The organism is Streptomyces galbus (genome assembly GCF_005280195.1).
Lineage (GTDB): Bacteria > Actinomycetota > Actinomycetes > Streptomycetales > Streptomycetaceae > Streptomyces > Streptomyces galbus.
Map to the genome: position 1 here is coordinate 251,311 of NZ_SZPR01000012.1, position 21,487 is coordinate 272,797.

General features: G+C 73.1%; 17 protein-coding genes, 2 pseudogenes and 2 riboswitches. Of the genes and pseudogenes, 14 read left to right on the forward strand and 5 right to left on the reverse strand.

Annotation, left to right across the window (positions count from 1 at the left end):
- Positions 1-116: 116 nt before the first annotated feature.
- Both E4U92_RS14135 and E4U92_RS14140 read left to right on the forward strand, forming a co-directional pair.
- A complete protein-coding gene (locus E4U92_RS14135) occupies positions 117-1,541 on the forward strand; it encodes a DEAD/DEAH box helicase (RefSeq protein WP_137300725.1) in 1,425 nt (474 codons plus the stop codon).
- Positions 1,542-1,618: 77 nt separating this feature from the next.
- Positions 1,619-1,861: a DUF5302 domain-containing protein gene (locus E4U92_RS14140; RefSeq protein ID WP_137300726.1), complete on the forward strand. Its 243-nt coding sequence runs from the start codon at positions 1,619-1,621 to the stop codon at positions 1,859-1,861.
- A 47-nt stretch (positions 1,862-1,908) separates the two neighbouring features.
- Here E4U92_RS14140 and E4U92_RS14145 read toward each other — a convergent pair whose 3' ends face one another.
- On the reverse strand, positions 1,909-3,114 hold the full coding sequence (locus E4U92_RS14145; protein WP_137300727.1) for a metallophosphoesterase: 1,206 nt from the start codon (positions 3,112-3,114) through the stop codon (positions 1,909-1,911).
- 174 nt (positions 3,115-3,288) lie between these two features.
- Here E4U92_RS14145 and E4U92_RS14150 point away from each other — a divergent pair, with 174 nt between their 5' ends.
- The 5 genes from E4U92_RS14150 (at position 3,289) to E4U92_RS14170 (ending at position 7,397) form a co-directional block, all read left to right on the forward strand.
- Positions 3,289-3,873 carry a GbsR/MarR family transcriptional regulator gene (locus tag E4U92_RS14150; RefSeq protein WP_137300728.1) on the forward strand — a complete coding sequence of 195 codons (585 nt, stop codon included), beginning with the start codon at positions 3,289-3,291 and terminating at the stop codon, positions 3,871-3,873.
- The gene (locus tag E4U92_RS14155; protein ID WP_137300729.1) at positions 3,870-5,435 is read left to right on the forward strand and encodes a DHA2 family efflux MFS transporter permease subunit; all 1,566 of its coding nucleotides are present in this window, start codon (positions 3,870-3,872) and stop codon (positions 5,433-5,435) included. The genes E4U92_RS14150 and E4U92_RS14155 overlap by 4 nt, the downstream gene beginning before the upstream one ends.
- Before the next feature lie 173 nt (positions 5,436-5,608).
- Positions 5,609-5,720, forward strand: a riboswitch (cobalamin riboswitch).
- Between the two features lie 61 nt (positions 5,721-5,781).
- Positions 5,782-6,162, forward strand: coding sequence for a hypothetical protein (locus E4U92_RS14160; protein WP_137300730.1), 381 nt, complete (start codon positions 5,782-5,784; stop codon positions 6,160-6,162).
- A gap of 61 nt (positions 6,163-6,223) precedes the next feature.
- A riboswitch (cobalamin riboswitch) is annotated at positions 6,224-6,364 on the forward strand.
- Between the two features lie 37 nt (positions 6,365-6,401).
- A complete protein-coding gene (locus E4U92_RS14165; protein WP_137300731.1) occupies positions 6,402-6,623 on the forward strand; it encodes a CbtB domain-containing protein in 222 nt (73 codons plus the stop codon).
- 21 nt (positions 6,624-6,644) lie between these two features.
- Complete coding sequence (locus tag E4U92_RS14170) at positions 6,645-7,397, forward strand: CbtA family protein (protein ID WP_137300732.1); 753 nt, start codon at positions 6,645-6,647, stop codon at positions 7,395-7,397.
- A gap of 51 nt (positions 7,398-7,448) precedes the next feature.
- On the opposite strand, the gene E4U92_RS14175 is transcribed toward E4U92_RS14170, so the two are convergent.
- Positions 7,449-8,057 (reverse strand): histidine phosphatase family protein, encoded by a 609-nt coding sequence (locus E4U92_RS14175; protein ID WP_137300733.1) that lies wholly within the window; start codon positions 8,055-8,057, stop codon positions 7,449-7,451.
- 444 nt (positions 8,058-8,501) lie between these two features.
- On the opposite strand from E4U92_RS14175, the gene E4U92_RS14180 reads away from it, so the two are divergent.
- The 4 genes from E4U92_RS14180 (at position 8,502) to E4U92_RS14195 (ending at position 15,951) form a co-directional block, all read left to right on the forward strand.
- Positions 8,502-9,440, forward strand: coding sequence for an ABC transporter ATP-binding protein (locus tag E4U92_RS14180; RefSeq protein WP_137300734.1), 939 nt, complete (start codon positions 8,502-8,504; stop codon positions 9,438-9,440).
- Complete coding sequence (locus tag E4U92_RS14185) at positions 9,437-10,276, forward strand: ABC transporter permease subunit (protein WP_137300735.1); 840 nt, start codon at positions 9,437-9,439, stop codon at positions 10,274-10,276. The genes E4U92_RS14180 and E4U92_RS14185 overlap by 4 nt, the downstream gene beginning before the upstream one ends.
- 244 nt (positions 10,277-10,520) lie before the next feature.
- A complete protein-coding gene (locus E4U92_RS14190; protein ID WP_137300736.1) occupies positions 10,521-11,567 on the forward strand; it encodes a hypothetical protein in 1,047 nt (348 codons plus the stop codon).
- Between the two features lie 298 nt (positions 11,568-11,865).
- The gene (locus tag E4U92_RS14195) at positions 11,866-15,951 is read left to right on the forward strand and encodes a discoidin domain-containing protein (protein WP_137300737.1); all 4,086 of its coding nucleotides are present in this window, start codon (positions 11,866-11,868) and stop codon (positions 15,949-15,951) included.
- A 34-nt stretch (positions 15,952-15,985) separates the two neighbouring features.
- Here the strand turns inward: E4U92_RS14195 and E4U92_RS14200 are convergent.
- Both E4U92_RS14200 and E4U92_RS14205 read right to left on the reverse strand, forming a co-directional pair.
- A pseudogene (locus E4U92_RS14200) lies at positions 15,986-16,228 on the reverse strand (acetoacetate--CoA ligase); the annotation flags it as partial.
- 58 nt (positions 16,229-16,286) lie between these two features.
- A pseudogene (locus tag E4U92_RS14205) lies at positions 16,287-16,409 on the reverse strand (4-oxalocrotonate tautomerase); the annotation flags it as partial.
- Positions 16,410-16,531: 122 nt separating this feature from the next.
- On the opposite strand from E4U92_RS14205, the gene E4U92_RS14210 reads away from it, so the two are divergent.
- Complete coding sequence (locus E4U92_RS14210; RefSeq protein WP_229862024.1) at positions 16,532-16,711, forward strand: hypothetical protein; 180 nt, start codon at positions 16,532-16,534, stop codon at positions 16,709-16,711.
- A 23-nt stretch (positions 16,712-16,734) separates the two neighbouring features.
- Here the strand turns inward: E4U92_RS14210 and E4U92_RS14215 are convergent, their stop codons facing one another.
- Positions 16,735-18,381: a glycoside hydrolase family 43 protein gene (locus tag E4U92_RS14215; RefSeq protein WP_137300739.1), complete on the reverse strand. Its 1,647-nt coding sequence runs from the start codon at positions 18,379-18,381 to the stop codon at positions 16,735-16,737.
- A gap of 375 nt (positions 18,382-18,756) precedes the next feature.
- Between E4U92_RS14215 and E4U92_RS14220 the strand changes: the two genes are divergently transcribed.
- Both E4U92_RS14220 and E4U92_RS14225 read left to right on the forward strand, forming a co-directional pair.
- Positions 18,757-20,142 (forward strand): glycoside hydrolase family 43 protein, encoded by a 1,386-nt coding sequence (locus E4U92_RS14220; RefSeq protein WP_174863852.1) that lies wholly within the window; start codon positions 18,757-18,759, stop codon positions 20,140-20,142.
- 27 nt (positions 20,143-20,169) lie between these two features.
- Positions 20,170-21,453: a CE1 family esterase gene (locus E4U92_RS14225; protein ID WP_137300740.1), complete on the forward strand. Its 1,284-nt coding sequence runs from the start codon at positions 20,170-20,172 to the stop codon at positions 21,451-21,453.
- The last annotated feature ends 34 nt before the right edge of the window (positions 21,454-21,487 follow it).

Consider the following 21,487-nt stretch of genomic DNA (forward strand, 5'->3'; position numbering starts at 1 on the left):
TCAGGGGTTTGCGTGGTCGTCGCGGTGGGCCGTTCCGTCCGCTCGGTTCCACCGGTGCGCACCGCACCGACCTGCCGGGCCTTCCTCGGTACGTTCCCCCCTGCGGAAGGCAGTTCATGAAGCACCCCGACGACTCCGGCACCGCCCCCCACGGGGTTCCCGCCCGGTCCGACGCCACGCCCCCGGCCCCCACCCCGGCCGCCTCCTTCGCCGACCTCCCACTGCCGGCGGAGGTGCTGCGGACGCTCGACGCACACGGGGTGCGCGAGCCGTTCCCCATCCAGGCCGCCACCCTGCCCGACGCCCTGAAGGGACGCGACGTCCTGGGGCGCGGCCGCACCGGGTCGGGCAAGACGCTCGCCTTCGGCCTGCCGCTGCTGACCCGTACGGCCGGGCGGCGCGCCGAACCCAAGCAGCCCCTCGCGCTGGTCCTCGTACCCACCCGGGAACTGGCCCAGCAGGTCACCCAGGCGCTGCAGCCCTACGCCGAGGCGCTGCGGCTGCGGACGGCCACGGTCGTCGGCGGCCTGTCGATCGGCCGGCAGATCGCCGAGCTGCGCGCGGGAGCCGAGGTGGTCGTCGCCACCCCCGGCCGCCTGCACGACCTGATCGAGCGCAACGCCTGCCGGCTGGGACGGGTGCGGACCACCGTCCTCGACGAGGCCGACCAGATGTGCGACCTCGGCTTCCTGCCGCAGGTCACCGAGCTGCTCGACCAGGTGCACCCGGACGGCCAGCGCATGCTGTTCTCGGCCACCCTGGACCGTGACGTCGAGCAGCTCGTCCACCGCCACCTCCACGACCCGGTGGTGCACTCGGTCGACCCGTCGGCGGGCGCGGTCGCGACGATGCAGCACCACGTGCTGGTCGTCCACGGTCCCGACCGGTACGCCGTCACCACGGAGATCGCCGCCCGCGAGGGGCGGGTCCTGCTGTTCCTCGACACCAAGCACGCCGTCGACCAGCTCACCCGGCACCTGCGGGCCAACGGGGTGCACGCCGGGGCCCTGCACAGCGGCAAGTCCCAGCCGCAGCGCACGCGGACGCTGGCCCAGTTCAAGGACGGGCAGATCCGCGTCCTGGTGGCCACCGACGTCGCGGCCCGCGGCCTGCACGTCGACGACCTCGACCTCGTGGTCAACGTCGACCCGCCCACCGACCCCAAGGACTACGTGCACCGGGCGGGCCGCACCGCCCGCGCCGGTGGTTCCGGCAGCGTCGTCACGCTCGTGCTGTCCGCCCAGCGCCGTGAGACCGGCCGCGTGCTGGCCGAGGCCGGGGTCGAGGCGACCGTCACCAAGGTGCGCTCCGGCGAGGCGGAGCTGAGCCGCATCACCGGCGCCCGGACACCCTCCGGTGTCCCGCTGGACGCCGCGAGCGACACCGGCCGGCCCAAGAACACCAACGCCCCGTTCCGCGGCCTCGGCACCACCAAGGACCCCTCCCGCGGCGCCGGCGGCAGGTCCCGGAAGGCCGGCGAGGCCCGCAAGCTCGCCGAGGCCCGCAAGGCCGCGCTGGTGCGCCGCAACCGGGCGGGATGACGGAGTCGGCGCTGCGCACCGGGCCCGGCATGACAAGCTGTGCCTGCCCGGCCCACCCCCGAAACCAGGAGGTCACCATGACCGCAGAGCCCGCCACCCCGGAAGGTTCGGAGACGGCCGCCCCCGACACGTCCGCGCTCGCACCGGACGACGACGGCACCTACGACCTGAAGCGCAAGTTCCGTGAGGCCCTGGCGCGCAAGCGCGGCGCACAGGCGGCGGCGGCCGACGCGGCCGCCGGCCCGGACGCCTCGAAGGTGCGTGCCGCGCACGGCCCCGCGGCGAGCCAGCGGTCGTTCCGGCGCAAGAGCGGCGGCTGAGCCCCGCGGTCGGTCACGCCCGCGCGTGACCGACCGCGCCGCGCGGTTCAGTTCGCGCCGCGCAGCACCAGCAGGGTGATCTCACTGGGCGCGAAGACACGGAACGGCGGACCCCAGAAGCCCGTGCCACGGCTCGTGTAGAGCAGGGTGCGGGCACCGTGGCGGCTGAGGCCGGCGAGCGCGGGCTGGTCGAGGCGGACCAGGTGGTGGAACGGCCAGATCTGCCCGCCGTGCGTGTGCCCGGAGAGCTGGAGGTCGACCCCGGCGGCCGCGGCCCGGTCGACGAACGCGGGCTGGTGCGCCAGGAGCAGCACGGGCAGGCCGGGATCGGCGCCGTCCAGGGCTCCCGCGAGGTGGGCGCCGTGGCCCGGCAGGCCGGAGGCCTCGGCGGTGACGTCGTCCACGCCGGCCACCACCAGGGTGTCACCCCCCCGTTCCAGCAGCAGGTGGCGGTTGCGCAGCGGCTCCCAGCCCAGCTCGTCCATCAGGTCGACCCAGCCCTGGGCCTCGCTGTAGTACTCGTGGTTGCCGGTGACGTAGACCCGGGCGTGCGTCGCCCGCACGGTGCCGAGCGGGGCCGCCTGGGCGCGGCGGCGTTCGGCCGTGCCGTCCGCGATGTCCCCGGTGTGGCAGACCAGGTCGGCCTCCAGGGTGTTCACCGTCTCGCACACCCGGGCCGACCAACGGGCGCGGTCGAGCGGGCCGTAGTGGGTGTCGGTGACGAGGACCACCCGCAGGCCGTCCAGCCCGGCGCCCAGCCGGGGGAGCCGCACGTCGAGCCGGCGCACGCGGGGGACGCGGCGGGCCTCGACGTACCCCCAGGCGAGCAGGACGGCGCTGACGCCGAGGACCGCCCAGGTGACGATGCGGGCCCGGTCCTGGCCGTCGCCCGTCCCGGCCACCACCAGGGCGAGCCGCAGGAGTACGCCGAGCAGCACGGACCAGGTGAACAGGACCCAACTGGCGCCCAGCAGCGTGTCCCCGACGATCGCCGCCGCGTCCTGCTGGCGCCGGCCGTGACCGCGCGCCATCCCGAGGGGCATCGCGACCAGACCGAGGACGAACAGGACGGTGCCGCCCACCGTGACGGGCAGCGGCCAGTGCTGGCCGGCGTACAGGAGAACCCAGCAGGGCACCGCCCACAGCAGGACGGGGGCGACCAGGGGGAGGTAGCGCATCAGGCGGTGCAGCGTCCTGCGGCGCGGCGCCGGCGCCTCACCCCGGGCCTGCCCGGTGCTGCTGGTGTCGGTCACGTGTTCCTCCCTGACCAGGCTGCCGTCCCGCGCACTGTATCTCCCGGCCGCGTACGGCAGCACGTCCGTACCCGGCCCGACGGCGGACGGCCACCCTTCCCCCGTCCTCGTTCAGTCGTTACAGTCATGACTGAAACGTCTGTAACGCGTTGAAGGCGCAGGTGGTGCTCCCGTATGTCATCGACGGACGACGCCGGGACCGCGCGGGATCCCGACGAGGAGCGGATCGCTGCCTGGATGGAGCGGGTCACGGCCTGGCTCATGCAGCAGGCCGGCTGGCCGCCGATCATGGGCAGGACCATGGCGTGGCTCATGGTCAGCGAGCCGCCGGAGCAGACCGCCGCACAGATGGCCGAGGCGGTGCGGGCCAGCCGCGCGTCCCTGACCACGACCCTCCGGCTGCTCACCGAGGCCCGCATGGTGCAGGTCGTCACGCGCGCCGGTGAGCGGGCCACGTACTACCGGATGGCGGACGACGCGTGGTCCGGCGTGCTCAAGCGGCGCCTGGAGAGCCTCACCTCCTTCGTGGACATCACCGCCGAAGGACTGCGGCTGCTCCCGCAGGACGAGGTGCGCGCGACCCGGATGCGCGAGGCCCACCGCATGTTCACCTGGCTGGATGCCGAGGCCGGACCCCTGTGGCAGCGCTGGGAAGCCGTCAGCGCCGGCGACGGGGCGCACGGCCCGGAGGACTCGCAGCACGTGAAGGACTCGAAGGGCTCGAAGGACTCGAACAAGGGGGACGGGGACCCGTTATGAACGATGAGCAGAGCCGTACGTGGTGGGCCCTGGGGGCCATCGGCCTGAGCCTGCTGGCGGTCGGCGTGGACGCGACCATCCTCAACGTGGCGCTCCCCACCGTGAGCGCCGACCTCGACGCATCCACCAGCCAACTCCAGTGGATCGTCGACGCGTTCACCCTGGTCCTGGCCGCGGCCCTGCTGCCCGCCGGCCTGCTGGGGGACAAGTTCGGCCGCAAGAAGCTCCTGGTCGCAGCTCTGGTCCTGTTCGGCGCGGCCTCCGTGCTGTGCGCCTTCTCCGGCTCCGCCGGACAGCTCATCGCCGCGCGGGCCGCGCTCGGCCTGGCCGCGGCCTTCGTCGTGCCGCTGTCCACCTCCGCCCTGCTGAACCTCTTCGGGACCGAGGCGGAACGCACCAAGGCCATCGGCGTCGTCGCCGTCTCCCAGATGCTCGGCCTGCCGCTCGGCCCCATCGTGGGCGGCGCCCTGCTCGACCACTTCTGGTGGGGCTCGGTCTTCCTCATCAACGTTCCCCTGGTGCTGCTCGGTGTCCTCGCCGTGGCGAAGCTCGTGCCGGAGTCGCGCAGCGGCGAGCGCGTGACCATCGACCTGGGCGGCGTGGCGCTCTCCAGCGCCGGCCTCGCCGCGCTCACCTACGGTGCCATCGAGGCGGGCGAGAAGGGCTGGGAGAGCACCGGGACGGTGGTGCCGCTGCTCGCCGGCGCCGCCCTCACCGGCCTGTTCGTCCTGTGGGAGCTGCGTGTCACCGCGGCGGGCCGGGACCCGCTCGTCGACCTCGGCCTCTTCCGCGGCCGGGGCTTCGTCTGGGGCTCCGCCCTGAGCACCCTCGTCAGCTTCGCGATGTTCGGTCTCCTCTTCGCCCTGCCGCAGTACTTCCAGGCGGTCCTCGGCGCCGACGCGCTCGGCACCGGCCTGCGGCTGCTGCCGCTCATCGGCGGCCTGCTCGCCGGCGCCGGCGTCATCAACAAGATGCCGGCCCGGCTCGGACCGCGCGCCGTCCCCGCCCTCGGCTTCCTGCTGGTGAGCGCGGGCCTGTTCCTGGGCACCGCCACCGGGACCGACTCCGGCTACGGGTACGTCGCCATCTGGCTCGTCGTCATCGGCGCCGGCCTGGGCCTCGCGATGACCCGCTCCATGGCGGCCGCCCTCAACTCCCTGTCCGAGGAACGCAGCGGCGTCGGCTCGGCCGTGGTGCAGGCGCTCCGTCAGGTCGGCGGCGCGATCGGCGTCGCGGTGCTCGGTGCCGTCGCCAACTCCGCCTACCGCGGCCACCTCGACCTCGCGGGCACCCCGCAGCGGATCGCGGACGCCGCCGGACGCAGCGTCTCCGCCGGCGTGGCCGTCGCCGCCGAGCTCCGCGACCCGGCGCTGCTCGAAGAGGTCAGGGACGCGTTCATGACCGCCATGCACACCCTGCTGTTCGTCTGTTCCGGCATCTCGCTGCTCGCCGCGCTGCTCGCCGCCGCCTTCATGCCCCGGCGGACCGCCGTCCCGGACGAGGACACCGGGAGTCCCGAGGAGGACGTGGGAGGGACGCCGGTCACCGGCTCGGTCACCTGACGTCGATGCGCCGGTCGCCTGAGGCCACTCGTCGGGCGCCTGAGGCTGATGCGCCGGTCGTCCGAGGCCGAACGGCGGTCGCCAGAAGGCGGTTCGCCGGTCACGCGAGGCCCAATTCCCCGGCTATCAAGGTCCGATGGGAGGATGTCCGCGACAAAGGCGACGGCGGTCCGAGGAAGCCGGTGTGAATCCGGCGCGGTCCCGCCACTGTGACCGGTGAGCCCGCCCCGAGGGACCCCCGCCCAGGCCGGGGCGGGGGAGGGGCGAGCCGGGAGCCAGGAGACTCACGCGGTCGCCTCCTCGCACGACACCGGGGCGGATCTCCCCGGGAGGGGAGTGACGCGGCATGCCCGACGAACCGAGGGAGAGAGCACCCGGCGGACCTGCGCCCTGCCGGGTCGTCGTGTGCCGGGACTGCTGCTGCGGCAGCCCCAAGGTGGCCGGGGTGGACCACGCCGCCCAGAGCGCGCGGCTGCGGGCTCAGGTGCCGGCCCGCATCTCCGACTGCCTCGACGTGTGCGACCAGGCCAACGTCATCGTCGTACAGCCGTCCGCCGCGGGCCGTGCCGCGGGCGGCCGGCCGGTGTGGCTCGGGCTCGTCAACGACGCGGGGGCGACGGAGGACATCGTCACCTGGGTACGCGCCGGGGGCCCCGGAGTGGCCCCGCTCCCGGACGTCCTCGGCCTCCACGTCTTCACCCCGCCACGGCGCGCCCCGCGCCCGTGAGGAGCGCGCCCGGCCCAGACCGCCTCCCCGACTTCCGGCCGGGGAGGCGGTCTTGGCCACGTGCGCGTCACGCGGTACGGTTCGTCCGAATCGACGACGGCGAGACGGAAGCCGGTGGGAATCCGGCACGGTCGCGCCACTGTATGCGCATCTCCCCCGGGGGGTGCGCGAGTCAGACCCGTGGCCGTCGTCCTGTGCACCACCGAGTGGGGACGCGAGCTCCCCGAGGAGGTTCAGCCATGGCGCAGACCGTCGCCCGGCCGACAGCCCATGCCCCTGCCGTTCCCGCCACGTTGCCCCTGCGGGCCATCGCGCCCTGGGCGGTCTTCTTCGGCGTCCTGATGCTGGTCCTGCTCTACTTCGTGGGCGCCGAACAGGGCGCCACCTCCGTGGTCAACGGCACGGACGTCCACGAGTGGGTGCACGACGCCCGCCACCTGCTCGGCTTCCCCTGCCACTGACCCGGGGACGCCGCACCGCCCATGAACTCCGCAACCGTACGGAACCTCCTGGTGCGGGGCATGCTCGCCGGCCTCGCCGCCGGCGTGCTCGCCCTCGTCGCCGCCTACCTCCTCGGTGAGCCGAGCGTCGACCGGGCGATCGCCTTCGAGGCCAGCCACTCCCACGCGCACGAGAGCGAAGTCGTCTCCCGCTCCCTGCAGTCCACCGCCGGACTCGCCACCGGCGTCCTCGTCCACGGGGTCGCCTTCGGCGGCATCGCTGCCCTCGCGTACTGCGTCGCGCTGGGCCGCGTGGGCCGCTTCGGCCCGCGCGCCACGGCGCTGCTGCTGTCCGGCTGCGCCCTGCTCGCCGTCTACGTCGTGCCGTTCCTGAAGTACCCGGCCAACCCGCCGTCGGTCGGCGACCCCGACACCATCGGCAAGCGGACCACGCTGTACTTCCTGATGATGCTGCTCGGTGTCCTGCTCGCCGTCGCGGCCACCCTCCTGGGCAAGCGTCTCGCGCCCGGCCTGGGCACCTGGTGGGCGACCGTCTGCGCGGTGGCCGCGTTCGCCGTCGCCGTCGGCGCGGCCTACGCGTTCCTGCCGGCCGTCAACGAGGTGCCGAAGGACTTCCCGGCCACCCTGCTGTGGCGATTCCGGCTGTCCGCGCTGGCCATCCAGTCCGTGCTGTGGGCCGGCTTCGGCCTGCTCTTCGGCGAACTGGCGGAACGCCTGCTGAACCCCGGGCCGGCACGGGACGCGAGCAGCCGCTCGGCTCCGGCCGCGCACTGACCGCGGTACCCGGCGGGAGGAGAACGACCGACCGCCAAATCTGTCACATCGTCACCTGCCGTACGATGAAGGCTGGTTCGGGTCGGCCTGCGGCCCGGACAGGGGGCGCCCGAGCCGCAGGTTCCAGCGGCCCGCCCGCCCGCTGAGCTCCGTCGCCGTGAGGGGCGGCACGTCGAGGCGCCAGAAGAGGGCGGCGGGCACGTCCAGCGCCGCGGTCACCGCCGCCCGCACCACGTCCGGCTCGACCACGGCGACCACTCGCCCCTCGGTCGCCGCCGCTCCCGTCAGCCACCGCGCGACCCTTTCGCACAGGACCCGCACGGACTCACCCCCGTGCGGTGCGCTGCCCGGATCGCCGAGCCAGCGGGCCACGGCCTGCGGCTCGGCAGCCGTCACCGCCTCCAGCGTGCGGCCCCGCCAGCGGCCCACGTCCAGCCCGCCCAGCTCCGGCGCCTCCCCGCCGTCGAGGCCGAGCGCGGCCGCCGTCTGCCGGCAGCGTGCCGTCGGGGACACGACCACGCGCGCGGCCACGGGCAGCGACCCGGCCGCCTCCCGGGCACGGCTCGCGCCGATGTCGTCGATCGGGTCCCCGTCGTAGAACCGGGCCCGCCGCAACGACGGGCTCGTGGCGGGCGAGACGAAGGTGACGCGGCTGGTCACGTGGTTGCTCCTGCGGTCGGGGGCATCGGCGGGGGCGGGCTCCTGCGTACGGTACGTACTCCGGCCGGGGGGCCGGCCGGGCGGCCGCCGCCGAGCCGGCCGTCCACCACCGGCCGCCGGGGCTACCTGGCCGTCTCCCGCAAGGACGTCCAGCGTGACGGCACGCCCTGACGCGCCGGTGCCGCCGAGGCGGGGTCACCCAGGCGGGCAGGGTCACCGCGAACGAGGTGCCGGCGCGCAGCACCCGCGATACCGGGCGTCACACGCTGCGGCGGCGAGGACCCGGTGCCGCGCGCCCGCCCCTCTTTCCGGCCCCGGTGCCGTGCGCCCGCCACGCTTCCGGCCCCCCATACCGTCCATTCCGGGCGATATCGCACTTAGCGTGGCCGGTGAGGCGAGGCGTCCGAAGCCGTGGACGCCCGCCCCCTGACAGGGAGAGCGCGGATGATCGAGGCACGGCGGTTGACCAAGAGGTACGGCGAGAAGACGGCCGTGGACGGGCTGGACTTCGTGGTGAGGCCCGGCACGGTGACCGGCTTCCTGGGGCCCAACGGCGCGGGCAAGTCGACGACGATGCGCATGATCGTCGGCCTGGACGCCCCGACCAGCGGTTCCGTCACCGTGAACGGCCGCCCCTACGCCCGCCACCGGGCGCCGCTGCAGGAGGTCGGCGCCCTGCTGGAGGCGAAGTCGGTCCACCCGGGCCGCTCGGCGTACCAGCACCTCAGGGCACTCGCGCTCACCCACGGCATCCCCGGGCGCCGGGTCGAGGAGGTCATCGGCCTGGCCGGACTCGACGGCGTGGCGAAGAAGCGGGCCGGCGCCTTCTCCCTCGGCATGGGCCAGCGGCTGGGCATCGCCGCGGCGCTGCTGGGCGATCCGCGGACGGTGATGCTGGACGAGCCGGTCAACGGCCTGGACCCGGAGGGGGTCCTCTGGATCCGCACCCTGCTCAAAGGGCTCGCCGACGAGGGGCGCACGGTCTTCGTGTCCTCCCACCTGATGAGCGAGATGGCCCTGGTCGCGGACCACCTGATCGTCGTGGGACGCGGTCGGCTGCTGGCCGACACGACCGTGGCCGACCTGGTCCGCGAGGCCGGCGGGGACACGGTGAAGGTCGTGACCCAGGACCCGGCCCGGCTGCGGGAGGTACTGGCCGGGCCGGGCGTCGACGTCACCGGCCGGATCGGCTCGCAGGAGTTGCAGGTGACGGGGCTGAGCGCCCGCGAGATCGGGCTGAAGGCCGCCGAGCACGGCATCGCGCTGTTCGAGCTGAGCGCACGCAGCGTGTCACTGGAGGAGGCCTTCATGGACCTGACCCGGGACGCCGTGGAGTACCACGGCTCCACGACCGCGATCGACGCCCTCGGGAGGCCCGCATGAGCACCCTCACCGCACCGGCCGAACAACCCCGCACCACCCCGTCTCGCCCTGCCTACCGGGTGACCGGACGGCGCGTGCTCGCCTCCGAATGGGCCAAGCTGTGGTCCCTGCGCTCGACGTGGATCACGCTCGGCCTGGGGCTGCTGTTCCTGGTGGCGTTCGGCCTGATCGCCGCGAGCCGCTACCGGTCCGAGACCGGCTCCGGCCATCTGGACGAACACTTCGCCGCCTCGACGGCCGTCAGCCTGTGCCTCTTCGGCACGAACTTCGCCCAACTCGCCCTCGGCGTCCTCGGCGTGCTGGTCACGGCGGGCGAGTACACCACCGGGACCATCCGCGCCACGCTCGCGGCGGTGCCCCGCAGGCTGCCCGTGCTGTGGTCCAAGGCGGTGGTGTTCGGGCTGGTCGCCCTGGCCGTGGGGACGCTCGGGGCGTTCGTGGCCTTCCTGCTCGGCAGCGGCATCGTCTCGGACACACCCGCGGCGATGGGCCTGTCCCACGCCGGCGTCCTGCGCAGCCTGCTGGGCGCCGGCCTCTACCTCGGCCTGGTCGGCGTCATCGGCGTGGCGCTGGGCGCGCTGCTGCGCTCGGTGGCCGGCGGCATCTCGGTACTGGTCGCCGCCCTCATGCTCATCCCGGGGCTGATCTCCCTGCTGCCGGCTTCCTGGCAGGACGACATCAGCCCCTGCCTGCCGTCCAACGCGGGGGAGTCGATGTTCGAACTGACCCACGACGCCACGGCCCTGTCCCCGGGCGCCGGAGGGCTGGTCCTCGCCTGCTGGACGGCACTGGCACTGGCCGGCGCGGCGTACCGGCTGGCACGCACGGACGCCTGACGCAGGCGGAACGCTGCACGGATCGGCGGCAGTTGCCCCAGGTGGGCGTCACCACTGACGGAAGGCAGTGACGCACCAGCACGATCCCGGCCGGCGTCACGATGACCGGTACCATCGAACGCGCGCACGCGACGACCGAGTAGCTGTTCCCCATCGCGTACGACCCCCGCACCAAGGCGGGCACCGGGGCTGCTCGACTTCGGGATCCGATCACCACCACCGGTCAGCGCCTACGGGAGCCAGTATGAGTTTCACGACCCCGCCGCGGCCGTTCGACGTCACGGCGCTCTTCCCTCGACTGGCCCCGCTGGCCCGCACGGCGACCCGGCTGCACCCGCGCCCCGGGTCGCCCACTGCGCACGACAGCTCCGTCGGCGGTCCGCTGCTCTGGCCCGCCGACGAGCCGTGGCCGCACTGCGCGGGACCGCACACGTGGGACGGGGTGATCCCGCCCCTGTCACCGGAGGACGAGCGGCAGTTGCGCCGCAACCGTGCGGCGGTGGAGAGCCGGCGGCGGCGCGCCCCGCAGGAGCCCTGGGTCACGCCCGAGGAACTGGAGGCCGAGAAGCGCCTGTCGGCGGGCCGCCCGTGGCCCGAGGGCCCGGTCGCCCTGCTGCCGGTCGCCCAACTGTACGTACGCGACGTCCCTCTCCTGCGCCCTCCGGGCGGGTCCGGGTCCGATGTGCTCCAGGTGCTGTGGTGTCCCTTCGACCACCCGCTCCACCCCAGCACGGCCCTGTTCTGGCGGACCGCCGCGTCCGTGACCGACGTCCTCGCCGCACCGCCCGAGCCGCCCGCGATGCGGTCCGGCGCCTATCTGCCGGAGCCGTGTCTCCTCGCCCCCGAGCAGGTCACCGAATACCCCGACCCCATGGAGCTGGACAAGGGGCTTCAGGAGCAACTGAACGACTGGAGCAACTGGCAGGCGGCCGGCCCGGCACTGGACGCCTCCTACGAGGTCGCCCCGGACGAGCTGTACCTGGACCAGCTCTCCGTCTCCCCCGGCTGGAAGGTCGGCGGCTGGACCAGCTGGGGCCTGACCGACCCCGTGCCCCGCACCTGCACGGAGTGCGGCGCCGAAGCGGTGCCCCTGCTGACGATCGCCAGCACCGAATGGGACGGCGGCACCGAGAGCTGGATCCCGGAAGAGGAACAGACGAACCCGACACCGACCCTGTCCGGCCAGCCCCCGGCCAACTTCACCATGCTGGTGATCGCCAGCGGCTACGGGCTCCAGCTCCACATCTGCCCGAACTCCCCGGACCACCCGCACATCGAACGGATCCAGTAACACGCAACACTGTTGCACGGTCCGCTCGATTGGCGCGCCTGCGACCGGTGATCAAGGCGTTGAGGGCGCGCCCACGCAAGAGGGAGAAGCCCGTACCCCCGAGCCCCCGGACAACGCCCGCGACCTTCGCTGCAGCAACATCCGCGAACACCCGCCAGGCCGCCGGGACAGTCAGACGCGCCCCAGGGGTTGACAGTGGACGCTCCGCGGCACAGCCTTTGGCAACGTTGTCATCCGGTTCGGCGCGTCGGCGTGCGGAGCCGGCTCGGCCTGCGCTTTCTGATGGGACGTCACGCTCATGACCGATCTGCCGGGTCCGTCGCGCCTTCCGTCGCGACGGACCGTTGTCACCTCGGGAACCACGCTGCTGGCCGGGTTCGGCCTCGGCTCCCTGCTTCCCCCGTCGCATGCTGCTGCCGCCCCCACCGGCACTCCGGCCGCGCCCGCCACACCGGGCGAACTGGCCCTCCACCGGCCCGTCACGGTCTCCTCCACCGCCTACGCCGCCACGCCGGGCTCCTTCGTCGTCGACCGCCTCGCCTCGCCGGGCGTCCGGGGCAGCGGCTGGCGCGCCGAGGGGGGTGACCCGCAGTGGATTGCCATCGACCTGCAGGCGGCGTGCCAGGTCACCCATGTCCGGCTGACCTTCGAGGCCGCTGCCTCCGACCCGGTGTACACGCCCCCCACCAGCGGCAACGTGCACAGCGGCACCACCGGGGAGGAGATCCAGTCCAGCTATTCCGTCGCCTTCGTGGTGGAGACCTCCCTCGACAACAAGTCCTGGACCACCGCGTACCGCACCACGGCGGGCACCGGCGGCGTGGTGGACGTCCCGCTCCCGCGCCCGGCCCGGGCCCGCTGGGTGCGCATGACCTCCCACCAGCGCTCCAGCCCCCTGCCCCTCGGCCTGAACGGCTTCGAGGTGTACGGCACCGCCGAGGGCCGCCGCCCCGCGGCGACCGGCTGGACGGACTGGGGCTCCCACCCCGCCGAGGCGCCGAACCTGAAGGTCGCCGACGACGGGACGGTGCCGGTGGAATCGGGCTGGCGCCTGACCATGGACGACTGGGCCGGCGACGACGGCGCCGGCCTGTCGAGGACCTCGGTGGACACCAGCACCTGGCTGCCCGCGACGGTGCCCGGCACCGTCCTCGGCTCCCTCGTGGACCAGGGCCGCCTGCCCGACCCCGTGGCCGGCCTGAACAACCTCCACATCCCGGAGGCCCTGTCCCGCCACTCGTGGTGGTACAAGCGGGACTTCACTCTGCCCAAGGGCCTGCGGACCGGCGCCGGCCGGCATGTCTGGCTGGAGTTCGACGGCGTCAACCACAAGGCCGACATCTGGCTCAACGGCCGACGGGCCGGCGACCTCACCTACCCGTTCGCCCGCGCCGCCGTCGACGTCACCGAGCACCTCGACACGCAGGGCGAGAACGCGCTCGCCGTGCGGATCACACCGATGCCGGTGCCCGGCAGCCCGGGGGACAAGGGCCCCGCGGGCGAATCCTGGGTCGACGCCGGCGCACAGCAGATGAACCTCAACTCCCCGACCTACCTGGCCTCGTCGGGCTGGGACTGGATGCCCGCCGTGCGCGACCGCGCCGCCGGCATCTGGAACCACGTCCGGCTCCGGTCGACCGGGCACGTCGTCCTCGGCGACCCCCGGGTGGACACCGTGCTGCCGGACCTGCCCGACGTCTCGGTCGCCGAGGTGACCGTCGTCGTACCGGTGCGCAATGCCGATGACACCGACCACCGGGCCACGGTCACCGCGGCCTTCGGCGGCGTGCGGGTCTCCCGGAGCGTCACCGTGAAGGCGGGCGACAGCGTCGACGTCGTCTTCGAGCCTGGCGCACACAGGCAGTTGAGGGTGCGCGACCCCAAGTTGTGGTGGCCCAACGGCCTGGGCGAACCCCACCTGTACGACCTCACCCTCACGGCGTCGGTCGACGGCCGGGAGAGCGACCGGCGCACCACGCGCTGCGGACTCCGGCAGTTCGGCTACGAGTACGACACGCCCCTGCCGTTCACCGCGTCCGGTGACGCCTGCACGCAGACCGTGACCTTCGACCGGCAGCAGGCTCGGCACGTCCGGATCCGCTGCCTGACCCGCGCGACCTCCTGGGGCAGCTCGCTGTGGACCCTCACCGTCGGCGACAGCGCCCGGCCGGGCCTCGACCTGGCCCTGCACGCCCCCGCCGAGGCGTCCAGCACGGACCAGGCCGACCACGCGGCGGGCAACGTCACCGACGGCGACGCCGGCACCCGCTGGTCCTCCGCGTACGAGGACGACCAGTGGATACGCGTCGACCTGGGCTCCACCCAGTCCTTCGACCGCGTCGACCTGACCTGGGAGCAGGCGTACGCCAGAACCTTCGTGGTCCAGGTCTCGGCGGACGGCTCGGACTGGACGGACGTGCGGTCGGTGGACAACGGGGCCGTGCCGCTGCCGTTCACCAACGGCAACGCCAGTCTCCGGGTCGAGGACTTCGACCGGCGCACGGCCCGCTGGGTCCGTCTCGACTGCGGCCTGCGCAACACCAGTTGGGGCAACTCCCTGTGGACCTTCAGCGTCATCGACAGCAGTGACCCGGGCACCGACCTCGCGTTGCACCGCACGGCCACCGCCTCCACCGAGGAGTCCGGGCACCCCGCGTCCCACGCCACCGACGGCGATGCGGGCACCCGCTGGTCCTCCGCGTACGAGGACCACCAGTGGATCCGGGTCGACCTCGGATCCCCCCGGTCCTTCGACCGTGTCGCGGTCGTCTGGGAGAGCGCGTACCCGAAGACGTACGTCATCCAGGTCTCCGACGACGGCGAGAACTGGACCGACGTGAAGTCGGTGTCCAACGCCCCCGACCCCCTGAAGATCAGCGTCAACGGTGTCCGCGTGCTGGCCCGCGGCGGCAACTGGGGCTGGGACGAACTGCTGCGCCGGATGCCCCCCGAGCGCATGGACGCGGCCGTGCGCATGCACCGCGACATGAACTTCACCATGATCCGCAACTGGGTCGGCAGCAGCGACCGGGAGGAGTTCTTCGCCGCCTGCGACCGGCACGGCATCCTGGTGTGGAACGACTTCCCCAACGCGTGGGGCATGGACCCGCCGGACCACGAGGCGTTCCTCTCGCTCGCCCGGGACACCGTGCTCCGCTACCGCATCCACCCGAGCGTGGTCGTCTGGTGCGGCGCCAACGAGGGCAACCCCCCGGCCGCCGTCGACCAGGGCATGCGCGAGGCGGTGCAGGGCCAGGCGCCCGGCCTGCTGTACCAGAACAACTCGGCCGGGGGGATCGTCACCGGCGGCGGCCCCTACGGCTGGGTGGAGCCGGAGAAGTACTTCGACCCCATGACGTACGGCAGCAGGGACTTCGGCTTCCACACCGAGATCGGTATGCCCGTGGTCTCCACCGCGGCCAGTGTCCGCGCCATGACGGGCGACGAGCCGGCGTGGCCCATCGGAGCGGCCTGGTACCACCACGACTGGAGCGAACGCGGCAACCAGGCGCCGCAGAACTACAAGGCGGCCATCGAGGCCCGCCTCGGCGAGGCCACCGACCTCGACGACTTCGCGGGCAAGGCGCAGTTCGTCAACTACGAGAACACCCGCGCCATGTTCGAGGCGTGGAACGCCAACCTGTGGGACAACGCCTCCGGCCTGATGCTGTGGATGTCCCACCCGGCCTGGCACAGTACGGTCTGGCAGACCTACGACTACGACTTCGACGTCAACGGCACCTACTACGGGGCCCGTTCGGCCTGCGAACCGCTGCACGTCCAGGCCGACCCGGTGAACTGGCAGGTCCTGGCCGTCAATCACACGTCGGGCGACCTGCGCGCGGCCACCGTCACGGCCCGGCTCTTCGACCTGGACGGCCGGCACCTCGGCTCCACCAGGACGGCGCGGGTGAACGTCGCGCGCGCGGCCACCGCGAAGGCGTTCACCGCGGGCTGGACGGACGACCTCCCGGACCTGCACCTCCTGCGGCTCACGCTGACGGACGCCGGGGGCCGGGAGGTGTCACGGAACACCTACTGGCGCTACCGCGACGCCTCGGCCCTGCGCGCGCTGAACAAGGTCAGGAAGGTTCAGCTGACCGGGGACATCGCCAGGGTGTCGCGCTCCGGCGACCGGCACGAGCTGACGGCCACGGTGCACAACCGCGGCTCGTCGGTGGCCGCCATGGTCCGGCTGTCCCTGCTGGAGGGGGACGGCGGCCGCCGGGTGCTGCCGACGCTGTACAGCGACAACTACCTGTGGCTGCTGCCCGGCGAATCCCGCCGCGTCACCGTGTCCTGGCCGTCGACGGCCTCGACGTCACGGCGCCCGGTCCTGACCGCGCAGGCGTACAACAGCGCGGTGACGACTCTGCGCGGCTGAGGCCGTGGGACGCCGGGGGTGGTCGGTGCGGTCGTCATGCCGACCGGTCCCGGCGTTCGGCGCCCAGACGGGCGTAGTAGTCGATGAGGCCGGGCGCGTCCACCGCCGCGGCGTTGACGACCTGCTCCACCGGGGCGCCCTGCAGCAGGCGTTTGACCGGGACCTCCAGCTTCTTGCCGGTGCGGGTGTGCGGAATCCCCGGCGCCTCCAGGATGTCGTCGGGGACGTGGCGGGGTGAGGCGCCGGCGCGGATGGCGTCGCGGATCTTCGGGCGAAGGACGCCCGACGGCAAGCAGGCCCTCCGGCCGCGATCGCGGCCACGTCCGGAGGAGGGGTCAGGCGCCGCTGGTGTCGGACGGTGTCGCCTCGCCGAGGATGGCCAGGGTCAGCACGTTGCCGGAGATGCCCCAGCCGCCGTCGGCGACCTCTTCCACCAGAACCATGGTGGGGTCCGTCGCAGGCAGCCAGAAGCCGGGCCGTCACGGAGGGCGTGGCACCGCCGGTGGGACGGTGAGCGTGTCCTGCCGGGCCGGCTGTCGTTAGGGCGGACATGATCAGGAACATCGCTTGCGTCTCCGTCATGGCCACCGCCGTCCTCGCCGCTCCCGCCGTCTCCGCCGCTCAGGCGGCCCCGCTGCCCCGTCCGTCCGCCGGGGCCCCGGGGGCCGCCCTCCTCAACAACCTGCTGGGATCGCTGGAGATCGGCCACCCGGCCACCTCGCCGCAGACCTTGCTCCCCTCGGGACTCCTCGGCAAGTGAACGGATGACGGGGCGGCGGCGGGTCAGGGCGTCGACAGGTCGAACCGCGTGACGCGGACCGCGCCGCCGAGCGCCTGGGTGGCGTAGGTGAAGAGGGCGAAGCGGTACCCCATGAAGAACCGCCAGTCGTTGCCCAGCGGGAACGCCGGTCCCAGGCGGGTGAACGTGGTGCCGTCGACGCTGTAGGAGAAGGCCGCGGACCGTACCGCGCCGGGCCGGATGTCCGCGGTCGCCCGCAGCCAGACGCTGCTGCCCGACACGCTTGCGCTCGCGACCTCCGTACCCTTCCCCGTCGTGTTCCAACTGCTGTCCATGGTCAGCCCGTTGGTCATCACCACGCGGGTCGTGTCCCCGTCGCGCCGGACCCCGATCCACGCGGAGGAGTCGCGCAGGAGCGCCAGTCCGGCCCGGTCCCCGTTGCGCATCGCCGAGTGGTCGAGCTGGGCGGTGGCGGTGGAGGTGGGTCCCTGGATGCGGTGGGTGAGCGTGTTGCGGGCCCAGTACAGGTCGTCGGTGACGGTCGCGGTCCGCAGCGTCAGGCCGTTGCCGACCGACCACCTGGTGTTGTCCGGGTTGTGGTTCCACTCCCACCGCGGCTTCAGGGTCGTACCGTCGAAGGTGTCGGTCCCGACCATGGGGGTGACCTGGCGGGGCGGGGCGGGCACGGCCGGGCTCGGGTAGGACGTCCCCCAGGCGCCGTTCACGAGCTGCACCACGGGCCAGCCGTCCGCGGTCCAGCTGACCGGTGCCAGGACGGGCACCCGCCCACCGGGGTACGCGTCCACGAACGCCAGGTAGTACCAGGCGCCGCCCTGGGTCTGCACCAGCCCTCCCTGGTGCGGGACGCCACCGCCGGCGACCGGTCCGCGCAGGTCGAGCAGGACCTGGCGCAGCGTGTAGGGACCGAACGGCCCGCCGGACGACTTCAGGACGTACTGCCCGTTCGCGGGGCGGGTGAGGAAGATGTAGTACTGCCCGTTGATCCGGTAGAAGCGCGAGCCCTCCAGGGTGCCGATGCTCGACGGCGTGGTGAACACCTGCTGCGTACGGACCTGGGTGCGGCCGTCGGGCGAGAGCTGGGCCACGCTGATGGTCGTGTTGCCGTACGCCACGTACAGGCTGTCGTCGCTGTCGACGAGCAGCCCGGCGTCGTAGTAGGGGGTGCCGATCGTCGTGAGCCTGCTCCACGGCCCCTCGGCCGCGGTGGCGGTGTAGACGTACGTCCTGGCGAAGTCGATCTGCCCGAGCCAGTAGAAGGTCCGGTTGCTGGGGCGGTACGCCAGCGACGACGCCCAGATGCCCCGGACGTAACCCCGGGCACCGTTCAGGTCGTACTTGGCCCCAAAGTCCAGGACGGGCACCGAGTGACCCGCGATCTCCCAGTTCACCAGGTCGTAGGAGCGCAGGACGGGGGCGCCCGGCGAGTAGTGCATCGTCGAGGCCGAGGCGTAGTAGGTCGCGCCCACGCGGATCACGTCGATGTCCGCGAAGTCCTGCCAGATCACGGGGTTGGTGTACTGCGCCGCGAGCGCCGCCCCCTCGGCGGTGGCGGGCGCGGCGGTGGCGCGGCCGGCTCCGTCCAGCGGGAGCAGGGCGCCGGTGACCAGGCCGGACGCGGCGGCCAGCGCCTGACGGCGGTTCGGCTGGTGATGAGGCCATGACATGCCCATGAGCGTCGTCTCCTTGGAAGACCGACCCGGTCGCTGAGTGACCGGAAGTTCGATATGCCGAACGGCGATCGGTGCGTCGAGCATTTCGGATCGTAGGCGAACCGGGGAGCCCGTCAATGACCCGCGCATGATTCGCCGTTCACACCGAGAAGTTCCGGGCGGGGGAGTGGGGTGGACGAGGTGACCTCGCGCGCCGGTGGCGCAGGCACCGTCAAGTGCCGTGTCGTCGCGGGGTGTTGACATGCCCACTCCGCTCCCCAATCATCCGTGGAGCCTGGCAGTGCGAACAGTGTTCGGAATTCCGAACGAAACTTTCGAGCAGCCCTGGGAGCCGCCGTGCACCGACGATCAGGCAGACGACAGAAGGATCCGGGCGTGAGGCGCGTGCGCCGCGCGGTCGCGTGGACCGCCGGCTTGCTGCTGGCGTGCGCCGTCGTGCCGGCCGCACTGCAGCCCACCGCGGCGCGAGCGGACAACCCCGTGGTGCAGCACGTCTACACCGCCGACCCCGCGCCCCTGGTCCACGACGGGCGGGTCTACCTCTACACCGGGCACGACGAGGACGGCTCCACCTGGTTCACCATGAAGGACTGGCGGGTGTGGTCGTCCGCCGACATGGTGAACTGGACCGACCACGGCTCGCCGTTGAGCCTGGCCACCTTCGGCTGGGCGTCCGCCGACGCCTGGGCCGGACAGGCCGTGGAGCGCGGCGGCCGGTTCTACTGGTACGTACCGGTGAAGAACCGCGCGACCGGCCGGATGGCCATCGGCGTGGCGGTGTCGGACAGCCCCACCGGCCCGTTCCGCGACGCCCTCGGCCACCCGCTCGTGGAGAACGGCGAGATCGACCCGACGGTCTTCATCGACGACGACGGGCAGGCCTACCTGTACTGGGGCAACCCCAACCTGTCGTACGTCCGGCTGAACACCGACATGACCTCCTACTCGGGCGGCGTCAACCGGATCCCGCTCACCACCGCGGGGTTCGGCACCCGCACCGGCGACCCCGACCGCCCCACGCTGTACGAGGAAGGCCCCTGGGTCTACAAGCGCAACGGCCTCTACTACCTGGTGTTCGCGGCCAGGTGCTGCTCGGAGTTCATCGCCTACTCCACGGCACCCGGCCCGACCGGCCCCTGGACCTACCGCGGCACCGTCATGCCCACCCAGGGCAGCAGCTTCACCAACCACCCCGGGGTCGTCGACTTCAAGGGCGGTTCCTACTTCTTCTACCACAACGGCGCCCTGCCGGGCGGCAGCGGCTTCACCCGCTCGGTGGCGGTGGAGAGGTTCTCCTACAACGCCGACGGCACGCTCCCGCTGATCACCATGACCAGCGGCGGCGCCCCCCAGGTCGGCACGCTCGACCCGTACGTCCGCCAGGAGGCCGAGACGATGGCCTGGGAGTCGGGAATCGAGACCGAGCCGGCGAGCGAAGGCGGCAGGGACGTCGGCTGGATCGACAACGGCGACCACGTCAAGGTCAAGGGCGTCGCCTTCAACGCGGGCGCGACCTCCTTCACCGCGCGCGTGGCCTCGGGCAGCGCCGGCGGCACCGTGGAACTGCGCCTGGGCTCCCCGACCGGGACCCTCGTGGGCCGTTGCGCCGTGCCGGGCACCGGCGGGTGGCAGAGCTGGACGACGGTGACCTGCCCGGTCAGCGGGGCGACGGGCACCCAGGACCTGTACCTGCGGTTCGCCGGCGGCAGCGGCTACCTGCTCAACGTCGACTGGTGGCGGTTCACCCGCGCCGTCACCTGACCCTCCACCCTCCCGAAGGGAAGTGCGATGACAAGGCCGAAACGCCTCTTGTGGCCCGCCCTGGTCGCGGTACTGGCCGTCCTGAGCATGGCCGGCACGGCACTGGGCCAAGGCCGGGACGCCGCCCCGCCCACGACCGCCGCCCGCACCACGGCGGCGTCCGCCTCCACCGCGGCCGCCAGTTCGGGGTGCGGCAAGGCGCCCACGCTGACGAGCGGCACGCAGACCATCCAGAGCGGCGGCAGGAACCGCACCTTCATCCTGCGCATCCCGGACGGCTACGACCGCGACCGCGCCCACCGGCTGGTCCTCGGGTTCCACTGGTGGGGCGGCACCTCCACCGACGTCGCCACCGGCCGCACCGTGGAGACGGGCACCTGGGCCTACTACGGTCTCCAGCGGCTGGCCGGCGACAGCACGATCTTCGTGGCGCCCCAGGGCCTCGACAACGGCTGGGCCAACACCGGCGGCGAGGACGTCACGTTCGTCGACGACCTGATCCGGCGCATCGAGGCCGACCTGTGCGTCGACACCACCCAGCGCTTCGCCCTGGGCTTCAGCTACGGCGCCGCCATGTCGTACGCGCTCGCCTGCTCACGGGCGACCGTGTTCCGCGCGGTCGCCGTCCAGAGCGGAGGCGAGCTCAGCGGCTGCAGCGGCGGCACCCAGCCCGTCGCCTACCTCGGCGTGCACGGCCTCAGGGACACCGTCCTCGGGATCTCCGGCGGACGGGCGATGCGCGACCGGTTCGTCCGGAACAACGGCTGCACCCCCCAGAACCCGCCGGAGCCGGCGCAGGGCAGCCTGACCCACCGGGTCACCTCCTACGCGGGCTGCTCGGCCGGACACCCGGTCGCCTGGGCCGCGTTCGACGAGGGACACATCGCCGCTCCGCAGGACGGGGCCCCGGGGGACAGCGGCAGGACCTGGGTGCCGCAACTGGTGTGGACGTTCTTCACGCAGTTCCAGACCTCCGACCCACCGCCGCAGACGTCGAGCTGCCGGGTCTCCGACGCCGTCAGTGCCTGGAACACCGGCCTGACCTCGAACATCACCGTCACCAACACCGGCACCGCTCCCGTCGACGGCTGGTCCCTGGTCTTCGACCTGCCCGGCGGCCAGACCATCACCTCGGGCTGGAACGCCACCTACGCGCCCGCCTCCGGCCGGGTGACGGCCCGCAACGCCTCGCACAACGCGCTCCTGGCCCCCGGCGTGTCCGTCGGCATCGGCTTCCAGGCCACCCACACCGGCAACACCTCCGCCCCCACCTCGTTCACCCTGAACGGCGCCCCGTGCACCGTCACGTGACCGCGGCGGGGGCCGGGGGACTTTCGGAACGCCG

Coding starts and splice junctions, on each gene's coding strand:
- E4U92_RS14210 (WP_229862024.1), top strand. CDS start 16,532: ATGGCCACCGCCGTCCTCGCCGCTCCCGCCGTCTCCGCCGCTCAGGCG.
- E4U92_RS14195 (WP_137300737.1), top strand. CDS start 11,866: ATGACCGATCTGCCGGGTCCGTCGCGCCTTCCGTCGCGACGGACCGTT.
- E4U92_RS14165 (WP_137300731.1), top strand. CDS start 6,402: ATGGCGCAGACCGTCGCCCGGCCGACAGCCCATGCCCCTGCCGTTCCC.
- E4U92_RS14190 (WP_137300736.1), top strand. CDS start 10,521: ATGAGTTTCACGACCCCGCCGCGGCCGTTCGACGTCACGGCGCTCTTC.
- E4U92_RS14160 (WP_137300730.1), top strand. CDS start 5,782: ATGCCCGACGAACCGAGGGAGAGAGCACCCGGCGGACCTGCGCCCTGC.
- E4U92_RS14180 (WP_137300734.1), top strand. CDS start 8,502: ATGATCGAGGCACGGCGGTTGACCAAGAGGTACGGCGAGAAGACGGCC.
- E4U92_RS14170 (WP_137300732.1), top strand. CDS start 6,645: ATGAACTCCGCAACCGTACGGAACCTCCTGGTGCGGGGCATGCTCGCC.
- E4U92_RS14225 (WP_137300740.1), top strand. CDS start 20,170: ATGACAAGGCCGAAACGCCTCTTGTGGCCCGCCCTGGTCGCGGTACTG.
- E4U92_RS14140 (WP_137300726.1), top strand. CDS start 1,619: ATGACCGCAGAGCCCGCCACCCCGGAAGGTTCGGAGACGGCCGCCCCC.
- E4U92_RS14135 (WP_137300725.1), top strand. CDS start 117: ATGAAGCACCCCGACGACTCCGGCACCGCCCCCCACGGGGTTCCCGCC.
- E4U92_RS14155 (WP_137300729.1), top strand. CDS start 3,870: ATGAACGATGAGCAGAGCCGTACGTGGTGGGCCCTGGGGGCCATCGGC.
- E4U92_RS14185 (WP_137300735.1), top strand. CDS start 9,437: ATGAGCACCCTCACCGCACCGGCCGAACAACCCCGCACCACCCCGTCT.
- E4U92_RS14215 (WP_137300739.1), bottom strand. CDS start 18,381: ATGGGCATGTCATGGCCTCATCACCAGCCGAACCGCCGTCAGGCGCTG.
- E4U92_RS14150 (WP_137300728.1), top strand. CDS start 3,289: ATGTCATCGACGGACGACGCCGGGACCGCGCGGGATCCCGACGAGGAG.